This window comes from Mangrovibacterium marinum, from assembly GCF_003046625.1.
GTDB classification, from domain to species: Bacteria; Bacteroidota; Bacteroidia; order Bacteroidales; family Prolixibacteraceae; genus Mangrovibacterium; species Mangrovibacterium marinum.
Genome location: NZ_QAAD01000008.1, coordinates 1 through 23,436, shown reverse-complemented (window position 1 = coordinate 23,436; position 23,436 = coordinate 1). Strand labels below are relative to the sequence as shown.

The 23,436-nt window shown below is 46.3% G+C and carries 22 protein-coding genes and 1 tRNA gene; 7 read left to right on the top strand and 16 right to left on the bottom strand.

Going from position 1 to position 23,436, the window contains the following annotated elements:
- Window positions 1-221 precede the first annotated feature (221 nt).
- The 3 genes from C8N47_RS19105 to C8N47_RS19100 all read left to right on the top strand — a co-directional run bounded on the left by C8N47_RS19105 (window position 222) and on the right by C8N47_RS19100 (window position 3,180).
- Window positions 222-2,510 carry an NADP-dependent malic enzyme gene (locus C8N47_RS19105; protein ID WP_107822277.1) on the top strand — a complete coding sequence of 763 codons (2,289 nt, stop codon included), beginning with the start codon at window positions 222-224 and terminating at the stop codon, window positions 2,508-2,510.
- Between the two features lie 158 nt (window positions 2,511-2,668).
- Window positions 2,669-2,902, top strand: a complete 234-nt coding sequence (locus C8N47_RS09285) for a hypothetical protein (RefSeq protein ID WP_146161488.1) — start codon at window positions 2,669-2,671, stop codon at window positions 2,900-2,902.
- The gene (locus C8N47_RS19100) at window positions 2,887-3,180 is read left to right on the top strand and encodes a type II toxin-antitoxin system RelE/ParE family toxin (protein ID WP_107822275.1); all 294 of its coding nucleotides are present in this window, start codon (window positions 2,887-2,889) and stop codon (window positions 3,178-3,180) included. Before C8N47_RS09285 ends, C8N47_RS19100 begins: the two co-directional genes overlap by 16 nt.
- Window positions 3,181-3,223: 43 nt before the next feature.
- Here the strand turns inward: C8N47_RS19100 and C8N47_RS09275 are convergent, their stop codons facing one another.
- From C8N47_RS09275 to C8N47_RS09230, 10 genes are all read right to left on the bottom strand, one after another.
- Window positions 3,224-3,922 carry an urease accessory protein UreH domain-containing protein gene (locus tag C8N47_RS09275; RefSeq protein ID WP_107822274.1) on the bottom strand — a complete coding sequence of 233 codons (699 nt, stop codon included), beginning with the start codon at window positions 3,920-3,922 and terminating at the stop codon, window positions 3,224-3,226.
- A gap of 2 nt (window positions 3,923-3,924) precedes the next feature.
- On the bottom strand, window positions 3,925-4,662 hold the full coding sequence (gene larB, locus C8N47_RS09270) for a nickel pincer cofactor biosynthesis protein LarB (protein ID WP_107822273.1): 738 nt from the start codon (window positions 4,660-4,662) through the stop codon (window positions 3,925-3,927).
- On the bottom strand, window positions 4,659-5,834 hold the full coding sequence (gene larC / locus C8N47_RS09265) for a nickel pincer cofactor biosynthesis protein LarC (RefSeq protein ID WP_107822272.1): 1,176 nt from the start codon (window positions 5,832-5,834) through the stop codon (window positions 4,659-4,661). The genes larB and larC overlap by 4 nt, the downstream gene beginning before the upstream one ends.
- 45 nt (window positions 5,835-5,879) lie before the next feature.
- Window positions 5,880-6,719: an ATP-dependent sacrificial sulfur transferase LarE gene (gene larE / locus C8N47_RS09260; protein WP_170111350.1), complete on the bottom strand. Its 840-nt coding sequence runs from the start codon at window positions 6,717-6,719 to the stop codon at window positions 5,880-5,882.
- Between the two features lie 1,065 nt (window positions 6,720-7,784).
- Window positions 7,785-8,000 (bottom strand): C1orf53 family protein, encoded by a 216-nt coding sequence (locus tag C8N47_RS09255; RefSeq protein ID WP_107822409.1) that lies wholly within the window; start codon window positions 7,998-8,000, stop codon window positions 7,785-7,787.
- Between the two features lie 11 nt (window positions 8,001-8,011).
- Entirely contained in the window at window positions 8,012-9,235 is a 1,224-nt protein-coding gene (locus tag C8N47_RS09250; protein WP_107822270.1) for a bifunctional 3,4-dihydroxy-2-butanone-4-phosphate synthase/GTP cyclohydrolase II, read from the bottom strand.
- Between the two features lie 73 nt (window positions 9,236-9,308).
- Complete coding sequence (locus tag C8N47_RS09245; protein WP_107822269.1) at window positions 9,309-10,481, bottom strand: glycosyltransferase family 2 protein; 1,173 nt, start codon at window positions 10,479-10,481, stop codon at window positions 9,309-9,311.
- Window positions 10,474-11,679 (bottom strand): glycosyltransferase family 4 protein, encoded by a 1,206-nt coding sequence (locus C8N47_RS09240; protein ID WP_107822268.1) that lies wholly within the window; start codon window positions 11,677-11,679, stop codon window positions 10,474-10,476. Before C8N47_RS09240 ends, C8N47_RS09245 begins: the two co-directional genes overlap by 8 nt.
- A complete protein-coding gene (locus C8N47_RS09235) occupies window positions 11,654-13,162 on the bottom strand; it encodes an LptF/LptG family permease (protein ID WP_107822267.1) in 1,509 nt (502 codons plus the stop codon). The genes C8N47_RS09240 and C8N47_RS09235 overlap by 26 nt, the downstream gene beginning before the upstream one ends.
- Window positions 13,163-13,225: 63 nt before the next feature.
- Window positions 13,226-13,609, bottom strand: coding sequence for an START-like domain-containing protein (locus C8N47_RS09230; RefSeq protein WP_107822408.1), 384 nt, complete (start codon window positions 13,607-13,609; stop codon window positions 13,226-13,228).
- Window positions 13,610-13,781: 172 nt separating this feature from the next.
- Here C8N47_RS09230 and C8N47_RS09225 point away from each other — a divergent pair.
- Window positions 13,782-13,855 (top strand) — tRNA-Met (locus C8N47_RS09225).
- A 476-nt stretch (window positions 13,856-14,331) separates the two neighbouring features.
- Here the strand turns inward: C8N47_RS09225 and C8N47_RS09220 are convergent.
- The gene (locus tag C8N47_RS09220) at window positions 14,332-14,589 is read right to left on the bottom strand and encodes a GIY-YIG nuclease family protein (protein WP_107822266.1); all 258 of its coding nucleotides are present in this window, start codon (window positions 14,587-14,589) and stop codon (window positions 14,332-14,334) included.
- 1,196 nt (window positions 14,590-15,785) lie between these two features.
- Between C8N47_RS09220 and C8N47_RS09215 the strand changes: the two genes are divergently transcribed.
- Both C8N47_RS09215 and C8N47_RS09205 read left to right on the top strand, forming a co-directional pair.
- Window positions 15,786-16,958 (top strand): IS4 family transposase, encoded by a 1,173-nt coding sequence (locus C8N47_RS09215; protein WP_107822265.1) that lies wholly within the window; start codon window positions 15,786-15,788, stop codon window positions 16,956-16,958.
- Between the two features lie 350 nt (window positions 16,959-17,308).
- Window positions 17,309-18,400: a GTP pyrophosphokinase gene (locus C8N47_RS09205; RefSeq protein ID WP_146161487.1), complete on the top strand. Its 1,092-nt coding sequence runs from the start codon at window positions 17,309-17,311 to the stop codon at window positions 18,398-18,400.
- Here C8N47_RS09205 and C8N47_RS09200 read toward each other — a convergent pair.
- The 5 genes from C8N47_RS09200 to C8N47_RS09180 all read right to left on the bottom strand — a co-directional run bounded on the left by C8N47_RS09200 (window position 18,362) and on the right by C8N47_RS09180 (window position 22,020).
- Window positions 18,362-18,853: a hypothetical protein gene (locus C8N47_RS09200; RefSeq protein WP_146161486.1), complete on the bottom strand. Its 492-nt coding sequence runs from the start codon at window positions 18,851-18,853 to the stop codon at window positions 18,362-18,364. The genes C8N47_RS09205 and C8N47_RS09200 overlap by 39 nt on opposite strands.
- The gene (locus C8N47_RS09195; RefSeq protein ID WP_211316090.1) at window positions 18,804-19,157 is read right to left on the bottom strand and encodes a cupin domain-containing protein; all 354 of its coding nucleotides are present in this window, start codon (window positions 19,155-19,157) and stop codon (window positions 18,804-18,806) included. The genes C8N47_RS09200 and C8N47_RS09195 overlap by 50 nt, the downstream gene beginning before the upstream one ends.
- 120 nt (window positions 19,158-19,277) lie before the next feature.
- Window positions 19,278-20,762 (bottom strand): B12-binding domain-containing radical SAM protein, encoded by a 1,485-nt coding sequence (locus tag C8N47_RS09190; RefSeq protein WP_107822260.1) that lies wholly within the window; start codon window positions 20,760-20,762, stop codon window positions 19,278-19,280.
- Window positions 20,763-20,771: 9 nt separating this feature from the next.
- On the bottom strand, window positions 20,772-21,200 hold the full coding sequence (locus C8N47_RS09185; RefSeq protein WP_107822259.1) for a hypothetical protein: 429 nt from the start codon (window positions 21,198-21,200) through the stop codon (window positions 20,772-20,774).
- Window positions 21,201-21,459: 259 nt separating this feature from the next.
- Window positions 21,460-22,020 (bottom strand): helix-turn-helix domain-containing protein, encoded by a 561-nt coding sequence (locus C8N47_RS09180; protein ID WP_107822258.1) that lies wholly within the window; start codon window positions 22,018-22,020, stop codon window positions 21,460-21,462.
- Between the two features lie 332 nt (window positions 22,021-22,352).
- On the opposite strand from C8N47_RS09180, the gene C8N47_RS09175 reads away from it, so the two are divergent.
- On the top strand, window positions 22,353-23,105 hold the full coding sequence (locus tag C8N47_RS09175; RefSeq protein ID WP_211316089.1) for a S1 family peptidase: 753 nt from the start codon (window positions 22,353-22,355) through the stop codon (window positions 23,103-23,105).
- The last annotated feature ends 331 nt before the right edge of the window (window positions 23,106-23,436 follow it).

Here is a 23,436-nt window from a genome sequence, read left to right as displayed (position 1 = left end):
ACTCACCGAATGCAACTTAGCCCCAACAGACAAAAAACAGAACGAACAACTGTTTTCGGAAATACGCTAACTTTAGCTATCTGAAAAATACAGCACAATACCGATTTGAAATTGCCCCCTGAAATCACTTCGTTGTCCAGTGGGCTCTCAGTCCCGATTCATCGAGACGGCATTGTACCTGCATATTTTAGTGTGTAAATCAACCTATAAAATGGTATAATATGTCAGACCAATTAAAAAAAGATGCCCTGCAATACCACGTTCAAGGTCGGCCGGGCAAGATTGAAGTCGTTCCAACAAAACCGTATAGTACCCAGAAAGACCTTGCGCTGGCGTACAGCCCGGGAGTAGCAGCTCCCTGTCTCGAAATTGCCGATAAGCCGGAGGATGCCTATAACTACACGGCCAAGGGCAACCTGGTGGCTGTGATCTCGAACGGAACAGCCGTGCTCGGGCTGGGAAACATTGGAGCCCTGGCCGGAAAACCGGTGATGGAAGGAAAAGGATTGCTGTTTAAAACCTTTGCCGATATCGATGTTTTCGATATTGAAATGGATACCGAAGATGTGGACAAGTTTATTGAAACAGTGAAAATCATCGCGCCAACCTTTGGGGGCATCAACCTCGAAGATATCAAGGCGCCGCAGTGCTTCGAAATTGAAGAGCGCCTGAAAGCAGCCCTCGATATCCCGGTGATGCACGACGACCAACACGGAACAGCCATCATCTCGTCGGCAGCCTTTTTAAATGCCCTGGAAATTGCCGGAAAGAAAATTGAAGATGTTCAGGTGGTGGTCAACGGTGCCGGAGCATCGGCCATGGCCTGCTCGCGACTGTATTTCTCGCTGGGGGTGAAACGCGAGAACCTGGTGATGTGCGACTCCAAGGGCGTGATTCACGAATCGCGCACCGACCTCAACAAGATGAAACGCGAATTTGCCACCACCCGCAATGTGCATACGCTGGAAGGAGCTATGCGCGGTGCCGATATGTTCCTGGGCCTATCGGTTGCCGACATCCTGACCGCTGAGATGATCCAATCGATGAATGAAACGCCGATCGTATTTGCCCTGGCCAACCCCGATCCGGAGATTGCCTACGAAAAAGCCATCGCATCGCGCCCCGACATCATTTTTGCAACCGGCCGCAGCGACTACCCCAACCAGGTAAACAACGTGCTGGGCTTCCCCTACATTTTCCGCGGAGCCCTGGACGTGCGTGCCAAAGCCATCAACGAAGAAATGAAAATTGCAGCCGTAAAAGCGCTGGCAACGCTGGCCAAAGAGCCTGTTCCCGAAATCGTATCGACAGCTTACAACCAAAACACCATCAGCTTTGGCCGCGAGTATCTGATTCCCAAACCACTCGACCCGCGGTTGATTTCAACCATATCGACGGCCGTTGCCAAGGCCGCCGTGGAATCGGGAGTAGCCCGCAAAACACTGACAAACTGGGAAGCGTACAGCGATGAACTGGATCGCCGTTTGGGACACGACAACTCGCTGATCCGCACCATCCGCGAGCGCATTAAAAACTCGGGCAAGCGCCTGGTATTGCCCGAAGGAAGCCGCCTGAATGTGCTGCAAGCCGCTCAGGCTATGTTGCAGGAAGGTATTGCCACGCCCATTTTGTTAGGAAACCGCACGCGCATACAGCAACTGGCCAAAGAAAATAAAATTGATCTGGAAGGAGCACAAATCCTGGAGTTTTACAGCGCCGAAGGTGCCGAACAACGCGAGCGTTACGCCCAAGCGCTGTTCGAAAAACGCCAGCGCCAGGGGGTTACCCTGCAAGAGGCCAACCGCATGATGTATGCCAACGAGTACTTCGGCATTATGATGGTGGAAATGGGCGATGCCGATGCTTTTGTTTCGGGTTACGCCACCAAATATTCCGACACCATCCGCCCCATTAAACAAATTATTGGGACCAACAACCCGGGCCAACAAATTGCCGGCATGTATATGGTGATGACCAAACGCGGCCCCATCTTTTTGGCCGACACCACCATCATCAACCCCAACCCCGATGCCGAAGCACTGAAAGAAATTACCTTGCTGGTAAACCGCACCGTGGGACGGTTCAACATTGAACCCGCCATTGCCCTGTTGTCGCACTCCAACTTCGGATCGACTGAACCGGGCGACCCGGCCGTGCCCCGCAAGGCTGTTGAGCTGTTGCACCAGCAGCATCCCGAGGTTTTGGTCGATGGCGAGATCCAGGCCAACTTCGCCCTGAACAAAAAACTGCGCATGGAGAAATTTCCCTTTGCCAAATGGGGCGACAGGAATGTGAACACCTTGATTTTCCCCAGCCACGGAACAGCAAACATCACCCACAAACTGCTGCACGAGCTATCGGGTTCCGAAATTATCGGCCCCATCCTGCTGGGAATCGAAAAACCCGTCCACGTGTTGCCCATGGAAAGCACCGTGCGCGAAATTGTGAACATGGCCACCATTGCTGTGCTCGATGCCATCTTCATTAAAGAATCGAGCGGGCAAGCCTAAGCAAGCAGCCAACTGACCGGCCGACTTTGGAGCGACCCGGTCAATACACCGCAATTCGCCGCATGACACCAACGATCCGATCTTGGAAAAAGATCGGATCGTTTTGTTTCAAGCCAAACACAGTTCAGAATTTCATATCTTTGTAAGAAATGAAAAACATGAAGATCACTGATTTAAAACACAAATTAATCCATCGCATTAAGCAATCTCAAAACGATGTTTTGCTGGAAGAATTGTACCGGATGCTTACCGACGAAGACGACTCCGGTATTCTGGAATTAACCCCCGAACAAAAGAAAGCTGTCGAAGAAGGCCGGGAACAATACCGCACCGGGCAGTTTCTATCGCAAAAACAAGCTGACGAGGAAATTGACGAATGGCTCGACAAATAGTATGGACACAGCAAGCGCAAAATGAGCGCAAACAAATTCTGGCATACTGGACATCCCGGAACCGCTCAAACCTCCATAGCAAAAAGCTCAGCCGGCTTTTTACAGATGCTCTTAAAATAATTGTCGAACGACCATTTATAGGAAAACGGACTTCCATCGAAAACGTGCGAATAAAAGTCGTTCGCGATTACTTGATATTCTATGAAATCACCGAAATCCACATCGTTGTATTAACAATCCGGGATTGTCGTAGAAACCCCCTAAATATTCAGCTCTAAGCCAAACACCTTGTAAACGTCAATGCCACCCGCTTACGATCGGCTACCAGCCCAGGAAAACCATTCCGGCACCGCTGATGAGGATGACCACACCGGCCAGCAGGTGCATGTAGCGTTCCTGATGTTTAAAGTTAATGAGCGACACGCCTTTATGCCCGAGGTAGACAACGGTCATCATAGTTGCGATCGTCCCAATGGAGAAGACGAAGGCTACCGAGGCCATTCCAACAGCGCTGTGCGTGTAGGCCGGCACCATCAACAAGGGGATGAGCACCTCGCAGGGGCCAAAAACGAAAATCAGGAAGATAATCCAGGGGGTGATGTTTACCTTTCCGGCCTCCTCTTCGGTGAGTGGCAGATGGTGATTTTCGCGAACCTTCCGGGGCATCAGAAATGTCGGCAGATGGGCGTGATGCGAACTGCTGATGTATTTATAAATGCCGTAGAGCGTATAGCCCACACCAAAGGCAAACAGCAGCCAGGAGACCAGCTCGCCGCGAAAAGCTTCAATACCGTTTAATTGACTCAGGCTGGTTCCCAAGGCAATTCCAACGGCTCCGATCAGCACCGAGCTTCCCACATGGCCTATTCCTGAAAAGAGTGTCACCCACATTGTTTTTCGGGTCGACCACTGCCGAGCCTTGCTGATGGCAATAAACGGCAAATAGTGATCGGGCCCCAGCAGGGTATGGACAAAGCCCAGCGTTAGGGCCGTGTATAAAAGAACTTGAATATCATTCATCGCTATAATCGATTAATCAGTGAAGCCTGACAAGCGGCTCCAAATCCGTTATTAATATTGACAACACTCACTCCGCTGGCGCAACTGGTCAGCATGCCCAGCAAGGCCGAAAGGCCCTCGAAGTTGGCACCATAGCCCACGCTGGTTGGCACGGCAATCACCGGCTTATCCACCAGTCCGCCAATGACACTGGCCAGCGCTCCTTCCATGCCGGCCACTACAATAACAACGCGGGCTTTGCGAATGATCTCCAGCTTGTTAAACAACCGGTGAATGCCCGCCACGCCCACATCGTAGACTGCCTCCACGCGGTTTCCCAGGAAGCGGGCGGTTTCCACAGCCTCCTCGGCCACCGGCATATCCGATGTTCCGGCAGCCACCACCGCAAGGTAGCCTTTGGGGTTTACAGCGCTGCCTGTTCGGTGGATGATGGTTCTGGCCATCGGGTTATAAACCGCTTCGGGGATATAAGCCCGCACCGCATCGAACATCTCGGGTGTTGCCCGCGTGGCCAGCACATCAATTCCTTTCTGATACATCCGGTCGGCAATTTGCGCCACCTGCTCCGGGGTTTTGCCCGAGGCATAGATCACCTCCGGCAGTCCGGTTCGCATTTCGCGATCGGTATCGATGGTGGCAAAGCCCATCTCCTCGATCCCGTGCGTGGGCAGCTGCTCCAGCGCTTCGGTCAGGCTGATTTTGCCATGCTTATATTGCTCTAATATTTCTCGCGGGCTCATGCTTCCAATTGATTAATGACCATTTTCTCAACATCTCGAATGCTCAGTCCGTTCTCGCGGGCCAGTCGTTTGCAGTCGTCGTTCTCCGGTTTCGACTTCAACAAGCGTCCCTGATAGAAGCTTTGTTTCACCCGAACCGTCCCCAGGGGAATCTCCACAGCAATCTCCTCGCGATACAGCAGGTGCTTTAAAATCCGGTTTTCACGAATCCCCAACGACGTACTTTGGATGAAAATGATCTGCTTCATTGCCTCAACCAACTCCGGCTTGCACAACACCGACAAGGTGACGGACGGGCGTCCTTTCTTCATAATGATGGGCGTCAGCCAGGCATCGCTGGCACCTTCCTCAAAGAGCTCATTGAGCATAAAATCGTAATGCTCCGGGTTCATATCGTCGATGTTGCTTTCCAGCAAAACGGCCTCAACAGTCTCCACATCCGAGTCGGACACTTGTCCTTCGAGCAGGTAAACGCGCAGCACATTGGCCACTTCGGCATCGCGGTTGCCAATGCCGTAAGCCGTTTTTACGATCGGCAAATCAAGCTGAGTCGTGAACTCGTCAACCATGGCCGCCAGAATTGCAGCTCCGGTGGGTGTTGTGGCTTCGTGGTTCACCAGGCCGGTTTTCACGGGCAGCCCTTCAACGATCAAGGCCGTAGCCGGCGCCGGAACAGGCATCACGCCATGCGCACATTTCACGGTTCCGCCGCCCAGCTGAATGGGTGATGCCATCACTTTATCCACCTTCAGCGCATCGAGGCAGATGGCCGCCCCAACAATATCGGCAATCGAGTCCAACGCTCCTACCTCGTGAAAGTGTACTTTCTGAATGTCGATATGATGCACCTTGGCTTCGGCCTCGGCAATCAGACGGAATATTTTCAGCGCATTGCTTTTTACCGTATCCGACAGCGTGCTGCCATTCACAATCTCCTCGACATGTCGCAGGTGGCGGTGCTTCTCGTTATCCGGGTTCTCGATAATCACATCGGCTTTGGTGCCGGTAATTCCCCGCCGCTGATCCTGTTTAACCTCCAGGTGAAAACCTTCGATATTTAATTTTGAAAGTTCTTCTTTCAGATATTCGGCATCAACACCCAAGTCGATGAGCGCGCCGAGGTTCATGTCGCCGCTTATGCCGGCAAAACAGTCGTAGTATAGTATTTTCATTTTTCAGTATTGAGTTTTGAGTATTGAGTCTTGAGTATTCCTGTATCAGGACTCACGACTCACGTCTTCTGTTCTATTAATTACCCGGTTTAGCTTTCCGGAAACCAAGCCTTCGCGATCCAGTTTCACATCGGCAAAACCGAAGGATTTAATCTGATCAACAACCTGATTCTCCATTGCAAACAAACGCGGTAGTTCCGCCTGCTGCACCTCAACCTGCCCGTACGAGCCGTAATGGCGCACACGAACATCGGCAAAGCCCAGCTCGTTCAGGAAGTTCTCGGCCGCTTCGACCTGCTTCAGCTTTTCGCGCGTAATTTGATGGTTGTACGGAATGCGCGAGCTCAGGCAGGGGCTGGCCGGCTTATCCCAGTTGGGCAGCTGAAAATGGCGGGCAATAGCACGGATTTCCTCCTTGGTAAGCCGACACTGCGCCATAGGTGCCAACACCTGGTACTGCGCTGCCGCCTGCAAGCCCGGGCGGTAATCGGCCAAATCGTCGTGATTGGTGCCACTCAACACATCAAAGTCGGGATATTTCGCGTGTATTGTTTGCAAATCGTGAAACAGATGTTCCTTGCAAAAAAAGCAACGGTTCTCCGGATTCGTGTTATACCGCTCGTCAACCAGCTCTTCCGTTTTAATAACTTCAAGGGTAATATCGAAGTCACGACAAAAATCTTGCGCCAACTCGAAATCCTTCTTTTTCAAGCTTTCGGAATTTGAAATAACCCCGATCGCATTGTCCTTACCCTGAAACTTCCTTGCCAGAAACAACACCAAGGTTGAATCAATTCCACCCGAAAAGGCAACAATAGAACCTTTCCTGGCTTTAAACCACGCCTCCAGTTGTTCCAGCTTATTTTGAATTTGTGAATTATTCATTTCCATACCTATTTAAACAGCGGTAACACTTTTCGGTTTGTTGGTGCTACCGCACAGGCAAGTTTAAGCAATAAAATTCAAAACAGACGGTCGGATTGTTGGATTATTGGATCTTCAGGCTAAAAAGAAAGCATCGAAAAAGGCATCGTGATTCAACAGAAATTGCTTGCAGATAGGAAAGTCGGAGATCGTAGTTATCGTAGTTCCAATGAGTTGTCGGGTTGTCATTGTTTTCAAAAGTTATCGGGTTGTTGTCCAAAACAGCATCACCGAGCAAGAGTTGGGACCGAGTGGCCTGTTTCTATCATGACCGGAATCAAACGAAAAGCTTCCTGCAATCCCGGAGGGATGCAATCTGGGTAGCTTAACGACGACCGGAGAAAATTCCGTCCCATACGGGACGGGAGAATCTTCGTGTTGCCTTTCGTGCTACCCAAATTATACCGTTTTACAGGCTAATTTATGCTATGAAATAGGACGGTATAATGCCGATAGACTGAAAAAGGAGCATTGGAACGAAGTGATAGGATGCGACACTTTTGAAGCTAATCGGTATTGAATGGCTAAAGCCATTGCTGAAAAGTGAAAAACCATCCGGTAGGACAAAAGATCCTTTTTTATACAAATTAGAATTGACGGAACGCTCGCTTAAGCGTCGAAAAAGGGACTTTCACAAAAAACCTTCATGATTCCCGGGAATCACCAACAGGAATGAAAGTGGTGGAAGACAGCAGAAGGCATTTTAGAGAGGACGAAAGCTCGCTCGGAGCGGGACCGGCCTACTTTTTATCGATGGTGAGAGGCGAACCGGAAGCTTAGAGAAACCGGGACGTTCCGACGCGAGGAGGAAATCACCCGGTTGAACTTAGCTTTCGGGAGCTGACACCTGAAGATAAAAATTAGCCTTGAATTTTCTGTTTACTCTTTGCTTCAAGGCAAAGAGTAAAACCCGTCCGGTAGGACAAAAGATCCTTGTTTATACAAATTAGAATTGACGGAACGCTCGCTTAAACGTCAAAAAAGAGACGTTCAAAAAAAAGGCCATCCCGAGGGACAGCCTCTTACTTATAACTTATATTTTTTTGCCACATCGGGCCTCAGGGTTCGGTTCCCTTTCATCGCTTTGGGATCGTACGGACAATGACGACAGCCGTTCGAACAGCAATATCCGCGTTTTACCAGATAGCTTTCAGTCATCACCCGGTATCCCTCTTTCGTCATGTAGTAGTCGATCCCCTCGACTGTATCGTCGTACCCGTCGCTAAACAGGTGATCAAACATGCCCATGGCGCTTAATCGTATTTAAATTTTTGCAGGAAATGTCCCATCCGGTCGCGCTTTGTCTTCAAGTAGCGCTGGTTATACTCATTGGGTTCAATTTCGATGTTCACCGTTGATGTAACCGTTAAGCCGTAGCCTTCAATGCCCACCCGTTTTACCGGGTTATTGGTCATTAGCTTCATCTTTTTCACCCCTAAGCTTTGTAAGATTTGTGCGCCTACGCCATAGTCGCGTTCGTCGGCTTTAAAGCCCAGGTGAATGTTGGCTTCCACGGTATCCATCCCTTCATCCTGTAATTTGTAGGCTGCAATTTTGTTCATCAAACCGATACCGCGACCTTCCTGCAACATATAAACAATCACGCCCTTACCGGCTTTTTCAATCATCTCCATGGCTTTATGCAGCTGATCGCCACACTCGCAACGCATCGACCCAAAAATATCGCCGGTCATGCAGGATGAGTGCATGCGGACCAAGATTTCTTCGTCTTTTTCCCAGCTCCCTTTCACCAGAGCAACATGCTCCATACCGTTTGTCTTTTGGCGGAAGGGAATGATATTGAAGTCTCCGTATTTGGTGGGTATGGGAACTTGCTCTCCCCGCTCGATGAGACTTTCAGAATCCTGCAAGTACTCAATCAGATCTTTGATCGTCACAATCTTCAAATTGAAACGTTCAGCCACCTTCATCAACTCGGGCAAACGAGCCATGGTACCATCTTCGTTCATAATCTCGACTAAGACACCAGCTGGTTCCAGTCCGGCTAGTCGGGCCAAATCGATCGCCGCCTCAGTGTGTCCTGCACGACGCAGCACCCCACGTTCCTTGGCTTTCAAGGGGAAAATATGTCCCGGGCGTCCCAGTTCTGCCGGCTTGGTCTCTTTATTCACCAAAGCCTGAATGGTCTTGGCCCGATCGGCGGCCGAAATACCGGTTGTACATCCGTAGCCAATCAAATCAACAGAAACGGTAAAAGGTGTTTCGTGCGACGAGGTGTTTCTCCCGACCATCAGGTCGAGCTCCAGCTCATCGCAACGCTTTTCCGTTAATGGAACACAGATCAACCCGCGACCATGCGTAGCCATGAAATTCACTTTCTCGGGAGTCATTAACTCGGCGGCTGCAATAAAGTCACCTTCATTTTCGCGATCTTCGTCATCGACAACGATAACCAAGTCACCATTTTTAATGGCTTGGATCGCTTCAGGAATTGTATTTAATTTGAACTCGCTCATTATAATTGGTTGGTTTTCAAAATGCCGCTGCAAAACTAAGCAATTTTATCGATTTACAAATAACTTTGCTCGCTTATGCCCGGCGGGCCTGCTCCCAGGCCACCGACTGCTTACGCCGCACAAGCCTGTAAAGACCTGTAAATGCAGCGATATGAATGGCAGTAAAGTAATACGGAATAAAAAAAAGCTTGTTACCGCGGCACCGGCCTTCAAGCATAAAACCCATACCTGCAAACAGATACCACAGGCCTTGCAGGACCAGCAGAATGATGTAAATTAATTCTGAAGAATTGCCGGCAACAAGCAAGATGTTGGTTACCAAAGCAAGCACTAAGGCCCATGGAGCCAGGGTCCATCGCAGAACTTTATGCGAGAAATATTGAAAGCTCAGCCAGCCCACCCGAAAGGGATTAAGCAGCCCTGGCATGCGCACCATCGACTGAAGTCCTCCGGCAGCAATCCGGTTTTTTCGTTTGAGTTCTTCGCTCACATTCAGCGATGCCTGCTCGACAGCTACCGCTGCCGGTTCGTAAACAACCCGATAACCGGCAATGGCCAGTCCCATGGATAGTTGAAAATCGTCGAGCAGGCTATCCGCACTCGGGGGCTGAAACTGACTGGTACGAAGGGCAAACAGCTCACCGGCCGCCCCCACCACCGAGCTCAGCTCCGACTCCAGTTGCTTGATCGTCGACTCGAAACTCCAGTACATCTTTTCACCGCCGGCAGCAACATTACTCCAGTCGGCAGCCAGCACCCTCTTTTCGCCGGCTACACAAGCCACCTGCGGATCCTGAAAATGGCGGATCAGCTGCTGAATGGCCTCTGGTGAGAGCATGGTATTGGCATCGGTAAAAACCACATAAGGCGTATCAACGAACTGCATCCCCCGGTTCATCGCATGAACTTTTCCCCGCCGCTCGGGCAAATGCTCCACTCTTATCCCGGGATATTTCGTCAACAGCTCAGGTGTTCCATCGTCCGAGCCATCGGTAATCCACAAAAACTTCAGTTTGGATGCCGGATAGTTGAGCTGCAGCGAGTTTTCAACTTTAGCCGCCACACAGTCTGCTTCGTTATAAGCGGTCACAAACAGACACACTTCGGGCCACTCGGCGGGAAGCAACAGCGGCTGCGGCCGGCGCCACAAACGCTTCAACGCAACCAACAAGCCCAACGCCAGGCCATACCCCACATACGTGTAAAAGAGGGTGATCAGTGCTATCCAGAAGGTCCACTCAAGCATTCAGCTGTTTCTTGTAAAAATCGACCAACGACGAGGCAATGGTCATATTGTCGAACTTCTCCCGAATGAACTCCACCGCATTTTTCGAAAGCTTTTTAAAAAGCTCCCGATCCTCAATCAAAGCCGTAACTGCCTGCAAAAACGCATCCGGATCATTGGCGATCAGCAGCTGCTCCCGGTCGGTGGCAGCAATCCCTTCCACGCCAATTGAGGTTGTGACGATGGCTTTTCCCAGCGCCATCCCTTCCACAATTTTAATCCGCATACCCGATCCCGAACGCAAAGGAACCATCATCACGGCCTTGGAGTTCATAAACTGGTAGGCATCGTCAATTTCACCCAGAAAAACCACGTTCGGCATCTTCAGCTTGGCAGCCAGCCATTGCGGCGCATTTCGCCCGGCGACGTAAAACTTCAACTCCGGATATTTGTGATGGATCAACGGCCAGCATTGGTTCAGAAACCACAACAAACCTTCCTGGTTAGGCCCCCACTCGAGCGAGCCAATATGAAACAGCGACGGAAAGTCCAGATCTTTCACGTTAGGCACCAGGCTTGACAAGTCAATCCCGGTTTGTGACGTAATCCGGGGCTTGGTGTTTCCAATGCGATCCAGATACTCGCCGTCGCGATCGGTAATAGAAACCAAAACATCGTAGGAATTCAGGTAACTTAATCCGAATTTTTTAATCCGCCGGGCCAGCCAACTTAGGTAGAGACGATGAAAGCCTGAAGCAACCCGCTTGGTACGTTCCCATATTTCATGTTCGATATTATGAGCCCGATAGGCGATCAAGGCTTTGCTATGCTGCCGAATTAGCGGGATGTAAGGACAGAGGTACAGCCCCTCCAGCTGGATCACATCAAATTCCTCCGCCTCGAGCAAATCGATCAAAGCGCGACTGTAGTCCTCGCTTATAAAGCGGGCGGCATTATAGGGCAGATCCGAAAATAACAAGTTCTGCAAGGCCCCCCGGATGGTGATTCGGGCAGGCACATCAACCAGTTTAAATCGAATTTGTGCGGCTAAATGTTCGGGAATGTCCTCCAGGCGGGTGGCATGTTTTTCCGTGTTCATCGCCAAAATAGTCACCTCGTGCCCCAGCAGGAAAAATCCTTTGGACAAGTTGAGCGTAGCAATAGCACCACCGTCGGTTGGTGGCCAGGGAGTTTTATTGGTTAGTTGTAGGATTCGCATGATCGGAATTTACAGAATCATTCTTTCTTCGAAGAATAAAGTTGATGAATTTCCGGATTTTGTACTGATATGTCTCCACATTTAACAAACCGGAATCAGTTGCCGCCTTGTAGGTCAGGAAAAATCCCAGAGGGAAGAAGATAAAGGTCGACAACCACATCCCTTCAACCATGGTCCAGACATCCTCGCGGGCTGCCTTTTCGCCCGAGATGGCCACCATATAGTACAGGATAAACATCAGGATGGAGACAACAGTAGGCATTCCGAGCCCACCCTTGCGAATAATGGCCCCCAGGGGCGCACCGATAAAGAAAAAAATCAGGCAAGCAACCGACCAGGTAAACTTGCGATGTTTCTCCATCGAATATTTATTCAGCGATTTCTTAATATTGTAAAGTTCGAAGACATTCTGATCGATGGTTTGCTTGTTCATGCGCGCCTGGCTCAGAGCCGTCTGCAGCACTTCGTCCTTCTGCATCGGATCCTGGTTCACCATCAACGAGTCGAAATTCACCGCGTGCACCTCCCCCATCGGATGGTAGGTCTTTAGCGAATCCACCACCTGGGTCAGATCCACCACCGAGCGGTTTAACTTCTGGTTATAGCGCATGTTGATGGCAAAACGCCGCACGCGTTGGTTATAGTCCGTGTACAACGAATCTTCGAAGTGCTCCAATTGCCGCAGGGTAAGCATCCGGTACATGTTGCGGAGGTTATCCTCGTCGGTGCGCTTAAAATCGAAACCTTTCAGCGGAACGGTAACAATTTGCTTCTCGAAATGCGTACGCCGAAAAGAGTAGCGCTTGTCGCGCCGGCTTTGCCGCGGGTTTTCATCAATGGCCGTTTCGCCCGAGAACAAGGTCATAATCATGAACTTCTTATCTTCCGAGATCTTCATGAATCCCGAGTCGGCAACCGTTACCGAGGTGTTTCCCTGATTTTCGGTATGATCGTAAATCAGAATTCCGTAGAGCAAATTGCTCTTCTTGCTTTTTCGATCCACCTTGATGCTGTAACCATCAATATCGTTGGTAAACACGCCTTCCGAGATAACCATCTCTGGCTTCTGCTTCTTAATGCTCGCCATCAGAGCGCCAAACTTCAGGTTGGTTTGCGGCAGGATATTATTGGAAAAATAAAAAGCAAACAAAGCCAGGCCAACGGCAACAAACACCAAAGGCTTCATGATGCGGAACAGCGAAATGCCCGAGGCTTTCATAGCCACCAGCTCATAGTTTTCGCCCAAACTACCAAAGGTCATGATTGACGCCAGCAACGTGGCCAACGGAAAGGCCATCGGCACCAGCCCCAGGGAAGCATAAAGCAGCAACTCGCCTACAATACTCCATTCCAGCCCCTTGCCTACCATATCGTCGATGTATTTCCACAAAAACTGCATCAGCAGGATAAATACACAGATGAAAAAGGTCATAAAGAAAGGACCCAGAAAACTCTTCAGCACATATTGATGTAATCGTTTCATTTGAATGATTTGGGAAACGATACAAAGCTAAGCTATTTTGGAAAAAATTAAAGTTAATCGATCTTAACAACCCAGAATCCTTCGCAAATCGGTTATCTGCGAGTTCCAAAGTTCAGTGGCTTCATCAATTTCGTCTTCCTCCGCAAAATCGGTAATCAGGAGGGTAACATCGCCTGTCAGCTCGTCTTTGGTGATCAAAAACTCGAAGTAAGTTTCCTCATCTTCGTCGTCTTCCCACTTGTAGCGCACCAAGCGACTGTCTTTATTTTGGATCATCTCGGCAACTTGCTCGGCGCCCTCCCAAATAAAAGTGTAATTCTTCCCTTTTACATGCACATCGTCGGCGAACCACTCGCTAAGCCCCGATGCAGTACTAAAACGATTATACAATACACTTGGAGAACATTTGATCGGGAACTCAAGTTGAATTTTTGATTTTGCGGTCATAGTTGTAATGTTTGGTGCAATATAGTTATAATCGGTCAATTAGCCAATGAAAATAAAATTGGCAAAATATTTTTCAGAAAAACGCTTGCATATCGTAAAAATTAAATGCTATATTTGCACCGCAATTTTGAACAACGCAGATGATCAAAAGCGCATCAGTTCTACAAAAAATGGCGAGGTAGCTCAGCTGGTTAGAGCGCATGATTCATAATCATGAGGTCGGCGGTTCAAGCCCGCCTCTCGCTACTGAAAATCAAGAGGTTACAAGATCAAAACTTGTAACCTCTTTTTATTTGCACACAATTTGCACACAAATCAACAGCCAGCTTCATCTCCGATTTTACACCATATCTAAACACAAATAACCTTTTAAAATAATTCCGAAATAAAAGGAATATACCTTTTCAATATCCAATATTCTGAAATTGATGCCAACAGGCTTGCCGAAGAATGCAGACAAACACCAGTTGTCCTTTGCCTGTTTGTAATTTGTGGGAGGGGGTTAGATGTTCGTCGGCGTGGGTTGGCAAAGGCAAGGGTAGCCTGGCATGAAATAAAATGGAATGCCAAGCTACTCTTGCGCGGGTTGCCGAGGCGGCTGAGTGAGGCAGAACGGAAGGGCACGGAGGGTAGTTGCGCGATAGCGCAGCGCCGAAGTGTCCTGAAGTGAAGCGGAACGAAGCGGCCGCAGGCATTGGCCGTAAAACACTTAGCCCTGCACCTTAGCGCCCTGTGAAATACGATTTGAGTCGCTTCTTTAAGAACATCTTACCGTAATGTGTTTTGAAATACTTCTCCCGGCGGAGTGCATCGGCCTGATCCATGCATGCCTCAAAATATATCAGTTTCAAGGGGCGTCGATTTTTGGTAGACTCAACATGCCCCTGACAATGCGACTCAAATCTTTCCTTCAAATTTTGTGTGTAACCTGCATAGAACTGACCATCCAGTTCGCTGTGCAAAATATGGGTGTAGTACATTGAATTAAGTTACAAAATTTGCAGGAATTTCACAGGGCAAGGGTGGTTGGGGAATTTTTGTGGCATTCGTGCGATGCTGCCCGATGAGGAAATGTTGCCAGTTCAGCGTGCGGGGGGAGGCATTTTTTACATAATGGCCCTATAAGACAGAGCGGAGCCGCTTAAGCGCGTAAGTAAGCCCATTTTACTTTCTTGCGGCCTGAGCTTGGAGCGTAGCGGAAAGACCGGGTAGCAAGGCCGCTGAAAGCCTGAAAGCGGGTAAGCGTAGGCACGGAGCTTACCGGCTGCAAGGCGTTAGGGCTTACGGAGCGGGAGGCGTAGCGGGTGTTCTTATAGGAAGCTGTTATGTAATTATTGCCGGGCGGGATGGGAAGTGATTAGTCGCAGTGGCCAGTGTCCAGTGATCAGTCGCAGTTTTCAGTCGCAGTCGCCCCCGATGTCCCGGAGTGGTTTAGGAAACAGGGCTGCAAGAGGCGAGCCAAGCTACAGGTAAAAAAGGCTTTCGGGGCACTATCAACAGGATAAACTTAAGATGGAGGATGTAGGAAACGTAGGAAATGTAGGATTTGGGGAAATGGTCAGTCGCATTCGCGGTTTTCAGTCTCAGGGAGGAGACAGAATAAGCGAATTCAATTCGCGGCACCTGTTTCCTATGAATCCTACGAATCCGATGTCCTCTTTTTAGTAATCAGTTTCCCCCGATGTTTCGGGGGCAGTGCTCAGAAGATGAAAGAAGGCTCAGACTCCCCAAATGTTTCTGGCTGGCCCGGTAAACGTGGCTGCAAACTGTGTTGATTTACGATTTAGCTATTTACAATTTACGAGCCGTCACAGTCATTTTCGATTTGTCGTTAAAAACGACGGACTACGACTCCCTCGTTTCCGCTAGCGCTCAAACGAGGGAGTTGGGTTACAAGTCCCCAAAGGCACACTTTGCAAAAGTGCGCTAGCGGTGGTTGTCCGGAAAGAAGTTGCAATAGTTGAACTTGCGAAACCCTTTCTTCGTAATTAATATCAGGCAACGCGAATTTTCTTCGTGTATACAAAACCAATCGTTTTTTGTTTATGGACAATTACTAGTGATGCGTTAATTTTTAAAACTACTTCGTAATAAATTATATTTCAAGATAATACAGGCGTTCTTTGATTTTTTGATTTGATTTGACTTTTAGTTTTGCACTTTTTAATGCAAGGCTATGAATTCTGGTAAATATGTTTTTGCTCAGCTGCTGCAGTTTGTAAACCACTATGAGTTTGACAAATTCGTGAAACAATACAACGGAGATTATCGAACAAGAGATTTCAACTGCTGGAATCAGTTTATTCAATTGTTCTTTGGTCAATTAACAGCAAGAAACTCGTTACGAGATATCTGTACATGTTTGAAAGCTCATAGAAATAAACTTTATCATCTTGGGATAAAGCAATATGTGAATCAATCCACACTATCAAGAGCTAACGAGAACAGAGACTCAAGGATCTTTGCTGATTTTGGCAACTACCTGATCCGGGAAGTTCGGCCATTATATGCAGACTCTTCAATTCCCGATGTTCACATCAAAAATGAAGTGTTTGCTTTGGATTCAACGACTGTTTCACTTAGCCTAAAGCTTTTCAGTTGGGCACCGGGCAAATACTCCAGAGGAGCAATAAAGATCCATACGTTGCTGGATTTAAGAGGAAGTATTCCATCCTATATCCTGATCACCGACGGCAAATACCATGATAGCAATGTGCTTGATGCTATTACGCCCGAAGTAAATGCAATTTATGTCATGGATAAGGCTTATATCGATTTTAAAGCATTATGTCGCATGAATGAATCTGAAGCCTTTTTTATATCCAGAGCAAAAACAACAATGGATTTTTCTGTCACAGAGGTCAATTACAATATTGACGAGACCACAGGGCTAAGAAGTGATAAAATCATCATTCTCAATGGATACAAGTCAAAGAAATTGTACCCTGAGCCATTAAGGCTTGTTGAGTTTTATGATGATGAAAAAGATACCCTCTTAACTTTTATAACGAATAACACATCCGCTTCAGCACTTGAAATTGCTCATCTATACCGGAATCGTTGGCAAATAGAGATTTTTTTCAAATGGATAAAACAGAATCTTACAATTAAAAAACTTTGGGGCCACTCTGAAAATGCCGTCAATATCCATATATGGGTAGCAATCTGCACTTACCTCATTGTTGCTAAAGTCAAGCATTCTTTGAAAAGTGACCTCTCAATTTATGAGATCATGCAAATTTTAGGCATTTCTGTGTTTGACAAAACTCCAATAAAAGAACTGCTTACAGAATATCAAATCAATCAAGATGTCAAAGAACAATTGAATTTATTTAGTGAAAATTTTTAACGCATCAGTAGTAATGGACAATCGTAAAAACATAGCACAGGATTCAATGGCAGACCTAAGTTCTGACATTCTGAGAATGACCATGGTAATTTGGGAATACTACCCAGAGCTGTACTCATTTTTGGACGAAATGCCAACACCAAAGCCGAGCAATGAAAATACCGGGATAACGGAAAATCAGCTGGAAACCTATTATAAATCGCTAAATTGGCTTTTATCACGATACATACTGGAGCATTCGATAAGCTCGAAATAGCAAATGTCGTTTGTATGACAATTTGCGGGTATGGAGTCCATCTTTGGTAAATTAAAAAAAACGGATAGTTTATTTTTCGAATTATTTTTACTGTTTGTATCGCACAATTTTTGTTCCGGGATTATCTTCTAAGCGGTTTTTCCCCAGAAGGCCGGGATATTCAGATGAATTAATTTGTCAAGAAAATCGACAATCAGTCAGCATGAAAAACATTGATCAAAAAATAAAAGAATTCAATTCCTATTATCACACCAACCTGGGATATTACAATGAAGCTCTGTCATTTCTAATTCAACTCATAAATACCCTTCCGAACGTAGAAAGCGTTTCGGGGCGGGTAAAAGATTACGAAGAGTGCTTAAGTAAGTTTGAGCGAAAATATGCCAAGGGGATTCCATCGTCGAATAAAAGCTACAAAATATTTGACTACCTGACTGATTTTATTGGAATTAGAGTTATTTGCCTTTACTCTAGGGACGTTAAGTCGATTCGGAGGGAACTCAGTAAGTATTTCCGGGAAGTTGCCATTACGGATAAAACCATACAGATAGAGAGTACAGATGACAAATTCGGCTATAAAAGTCTTCACCTGGATTTGGCTATTAATGACAAATACAATAAAAACCCGGAGTTTTCGGCGTACTCTTCTATTCGGTTTGAATTACAGATCAGAACGATCATTCAGGATGCCTGGAGTGTGCTGGACCATAAGATCAAATATAAAAAGAGTATCCCGCAAAGTTTGAAACGACGCATTAACCGCTTGGCAGCTTTGTTCGAAATTGCTGACGATGAATTTCTTCGGATTGATGAAGAGATAACGATGGAGGAGAAAAAAATCAGTGACAGGTTAAAAATGGGCGATGCTGCCGAGAGCAATAAACCCCTTGATGTCTTCCGTTTTTTATTTGTGGCGTTAAAACATTTTCCGGATTATAATTTTATCGAGTTTAAGGTTGATGGATTTGTACAGGAAATTTTGGAAATAAAAGAGGGATTTACAGAGGGTGAATTGAATCGTGTTTTGGAGAACTATTTGCAGACGGCCGAAGATATCGCCCGAAACGAAAAAAAAGCTCTGAATCCATATACTAAAATTCGATATTGCCTGTACCTATCTGATCGAAAGCTATTTTCTGCAATCCTATCACCTTATCAGCGAAAGGCTGCAACTCACCGAAAATAGATGGCTAAGTTTGTCGCCTCCCATGTTAACGGTTATATGAACTGGTTGTATCCTCTGATTAATTGGGGCGATCTGTCTTTCAAAAAACACCAATTCTTTGCCTCCCAATTGGCCTCTTTTGTTGCAATAATATCTTTTCCCTACATTACGTCTCACAATCAAATCGATCCGAGGATTGGCCAGTTCATATACCAATTCACCTTCCTGATACCCGTTTGCTTTAGGGCTTGGTTTGGTGTAGTTCGAATGATCAACGTTCTTCCCCTGAACGATTGAAATTTTTTCGTTCATTTCTGTCTTTTGCCCTGTTGAGCTTGAGTACTGTTCCATTTTTTGCTTCATCGTGTTTTTCGTTCGTTCGTATGTCTTTGCTTTCGCTTCTGCTCGATAATAATTACTGTCGTCAGATTGCGGTTGTGCTTTCTTCGTAACCACTTTTGATAATTGTGGCAATCATTTTAAACCGGGTTTTTGCCGTTATAAAGTGGGCAGTATGGGCAGGAACAACGATCGCATCACCGGCTTCTAACCGGCTCTTTTTCTGTTCGATAACCACTTCAGCAGAGCCGTCGATGATTTGGATAAAGGTATCGAAAGGAGAAATTTTTTCGATTAGTTTCTCTTCCGTATCAATTGCAATAACGGTTACGTTTCCGGTTGTTTTCCGGATGATTGTTTTACTGACAACCGAATGCGGAGCATATTCGACCAGTTCGATCAGAACCTGTACTCTCGATTTCTCTATTTCATCATTCATTTGCATGATTTCGCCAGTGTACGGTGCTTTCGTGAAGGTCGTTGAAAAAGCTATTGAAAGCGTTACATAATTGACGATTTAAGTTACATCATTCACACATTAGTGTATTAAATCAAGGCCTTAATTCTGCAATCCGTAAACTTTCCGATAGTGATAGCCATAAACGGCATAAGTAACGGCGTCGATAATTGCGCTCGGGCGTTTAAATAACGTCCAGGTCAGCAACTTCCAATATTGCCTTCGACCTTTATTAAGCAGGCCAAGGATGAGCACGGATTTGAGAAATGCCCGGAACAGGGAGAAATTGATTTTTGTTGCGCGATTAGACCGGGGGTTATAACTCAACAGCAGTTTCCGCAGCCTTTGGTAATAAGGTTTTATACTGTAAATACTGTGAATAATGTGCTTATAGCCTTTCAGCAAATCGTTTCGGTCCATTTTCGTTATAAAATTGACAGACATATCGGTGTTGTTTCCGGTCGGGTCTTCAAGAAGCCTGTTTTCAGCTTTCAGTTGATGGTACAGTGGGGTGTTTTTCGGGGCATTTAGTAAGCCGACCATGGCTGAAACGATGCCGCTTTGCTGGATGAAATCAATCTGCCGCTGAAATACGGAAGGAGTATCACTGTCGAAACCAACAATAAAGCCCGCAGATACCTGCATCCCGCCATTTTGTATTATTCGAATACTCTCAAGCAGGTCGCGGTTTTTGTTTTGTACTTTATTGCAGTAGTGTAGCGACTCCTCGTCCGGAGTTTCGATGCCAATAAATGTAGAATTAAAACCGGTTTCAACCAGCTGTTTTAACAATTCGGGATCATCTGCTAAATTGATCGACGTCTCAATATTAAAGGAAAACGGGAACCGATGTGCCTGCATCCATTTTTTCATCGCCGGAAGCAGACTGCTTTTCAACATGCTTTTATTGCCAATGAAATTATCATCGACGATGGATACCGGGCCTCGCCATTTTATTTGATGGTACAGAACATTCAATTCATCAATAATCTGGGAAGTTTTCTTCATTCTGACCTTGTGGCCCAACAGGGAGGTAATTTCACAAAAACTACAGGCAAACGGACATCCCCTGGTAACCTGAATGTTCATAAATGCATAGTCTTTAACCGATAACAAGTGGTAATCGGGAACAGGAGTTTGAGAGATATCGGCATAATCCTGGGTTTGGTAAATTCGCTTTGGTTTTTGCTGTTCTAAATCACTCAAAAAGGGTGGCAGGGTGATTTCCGCTTCATTTAAAACAAAATGGTCGATGTGCGGATATTTCAAATATTCCTGAGTGAACAGAGGCCCACCGGCGACGATTTTAGTCTGCCATTTCAAACACATTGCAATGATCTTGCCGACCGATTCTTTTTGAATGTACATTGCGCTAATGAACACCAAGTCGGCCCATATTACATCACTTTCGTGAAGCTTGGATACATTAAGGTCTACCAACTTTTTTTGCCAGGTTGGAGGGAGCATTGCTGATACGGTAATTAATCCGAGAGGCGGAACCGCCGCCTTTTTGGCGATGAATTTCAAGGCATTTTTAAAACTCCAAAACGAATCGGGGCATTGTGGGTATATCAATAAAATATTCATGTTTTCGGTTTATGTTTTCGGTTTATGTTTTGGGTATATTTTTTTTTCAGGTTTCCGAAAGAAAACGGGACTGAAAACATCAAACAGCGAACCGTAAAGCCTTTTTTCGTCCAAATCATCAATAAACTCCTGTAGAAACCGATTGAACCGCTCAACATCATCATGTTCCAGAAGGAAAAGTATTTTTTGGGTATTGTGAAAGTTAAATGCACCAACCTTGGTATAAATAATAACCATTTCAAAAGCATCAATCTGATTGCTTTTGTGGAGGTAAAAACAGATAAACTTATTTTTATCTCCTCTCGGAGTTACAACGTACCGATAGTCTCTTGACACCTGATCCCACTCAAAAAGAATTACATAATCGACAACTGAGAAATGCGGTTCAATAAAGCGTTGGAAGATATCTTCCAGGTAGTATTTTTCATTTTCATTCAAGGGGAGTTGTTTTATTTGTTATTTAATTCCAACCTTCGATTCAAAGGCATGGGTTAACCCTGTATAGTTGGTATTTGCCATGGGTTATTCAAGATTGACAACACCCAAAACCGCAGACAAAGTCGATGACGAACAGTCATAGGACAAAGCAATCGTAGAAAACAGTAAGATTTTCCAGGATTGCTGGATTTACTCCTTGTAAAGTTCCGGATTTAAAAGCACCTTCGCATTACACAATTCCAAGTAAAATTTGCATGATTCACACATTATCGAGGGAGTCGCGTCGCTTATTTCTTAGCTTTTTGAAGTGAGAGGGAGTTAAGCCGGTAATTTTTTTGAATTGATTGGATAAGTGTGCAACGCTGCTGTAGTGCATTTTATAGGATATTTCGGTCAGATTCAATTCATCATAGACAATCAGTTCTTTGACCCGTTCAATTTTGTGGGATAAATAAAATTTTTCAATCGTTATGCCTTTTACCTCTGAAAACAGGTTGGCCATATAGGTATAATCGTAACCGAGCTTTTCACTCAGGTAATCCGAAAGGTTTACTTTAATCTGATCGTCGGTGTAGTGAACCAATTCAACAATCACATTTTTAATCTTCTCAACCAGGATACTTTTTTTGTCGTCCATCAGCTCCAAACCCGATTTTTTTAAAGCAACCGACAACTGCACCAGCTCCTCCGGGTGGACATCTCCCAAAATATTTGCTTCTCCGATTTTTACGTATGAGTACTGAATCCCGAGCTTTTCCAATTCAGCTCTAACCACCATTTGACATCGGATGCAGACCATATTTTTGATATAAATTTTCATTTTAGCTATGGGTTATGGGCAAAATTAAGTTGCAAGTTCGCCTAGCATTATAAAAGTAAGTCCACTGCCCTGTAATAAGCTCGCCGTTCCGCATCTTTGTGAAAATTTTACGCATAACTCAGCCTTTAGGTTAAACGCTACACCCAAAGGAACCTGGGAGAGCATGAAGTTTTACAGGACGCCGATTGTTATTAAAGCTACTTTCTTGCAAATTCAGATTATTATGTGGAACTTGAAAATGCCAATCATCTGCCGAACGACAAATAAGAAAAGGCCAAGTTTGGGAGAAAATGAATTTTAACGAACACCGGTTCCGGGAGGATCGTAAAGTTATGAAGTATAAATCGATGTCTATTGACCCTCTGTTATTGAGTGCCACTCCGATCCTGACTTATTCAGCTGGGCAACTGTTAACAAATGCAACGGGATTCTTTTTTCAACGAGAGAACAACCTATTTTTAGTAACCAGTCTGCACGTTTTCCACGATGAGATGGACGGTCACTTCCCTGACCGAATTCAAATAACGTTTCACACCGATGCCAGTAATATTACGCAGACGATTGAATATTCCATCCCCTTATACCAAAACGGAGTATCCCAATGGGTTGCTGGTTTAGACTCGACGGGAAAAATTGACGTTGCGGTCATAAAGATCGACAAAACAGCACTCCCACCGGATGCGATCTACACCACGTTTACACCGGAAAACCTTCTGGGCGAACAAGAAACGATCGACATTGGCACTTCAATGTTAATCGTGGGCTTTCCACTGGGATTTTACGACACCTTGCACAAACTACCGGTTGTTCGACATGCGATTAATGCATCTTCATTTGTGATGCGATTCCAGGGCAATGGCTATTTCCTTACGGATGCAAGAACCCATCGCGGCTCCAGCGGAGCGCCTGTCGTTTGCCTGGATCACCGTTCCACTCGAAATGGTATGGGCTGGATATTATTAGGGGTGCATTCGGCTCGTTTGGATGTTAGCGGAAGAGACGTAGCAATAGATGAGGCATTGGGGTTAAACTGCGCCTGGTTTGCAGATATATTGCTAAAATTGACCGAAAGCGGGTACGTGTAGTTTACGGAGCTTACCGGCTGCAAGGCGTTAGGGCTTACGGAGCGGGAGGCGTAGCGGGTGTTCTTATAGGAAGCTGTTATGTAATTATTGCCGGGCGGGAAGAAGTGGTCAGTAGCGGTGTTCAGTTTTCAGTTGGCACCGAAGATTATTTCCGGCTTCCTGTCGTTAGAAACGAGGAGCAACTGAACCCTTGTTACCGCTTATGCTCAAGGGGGAGCCGGAATCATGGGCTGGGGTGGATATGCAACAAAAAACTGTACGGCTAGTTAAGCGCTACGCTGCTATTCTTTGATTATTATTTAGTTGTTCAAATTCGATTATTGTTTTGTAC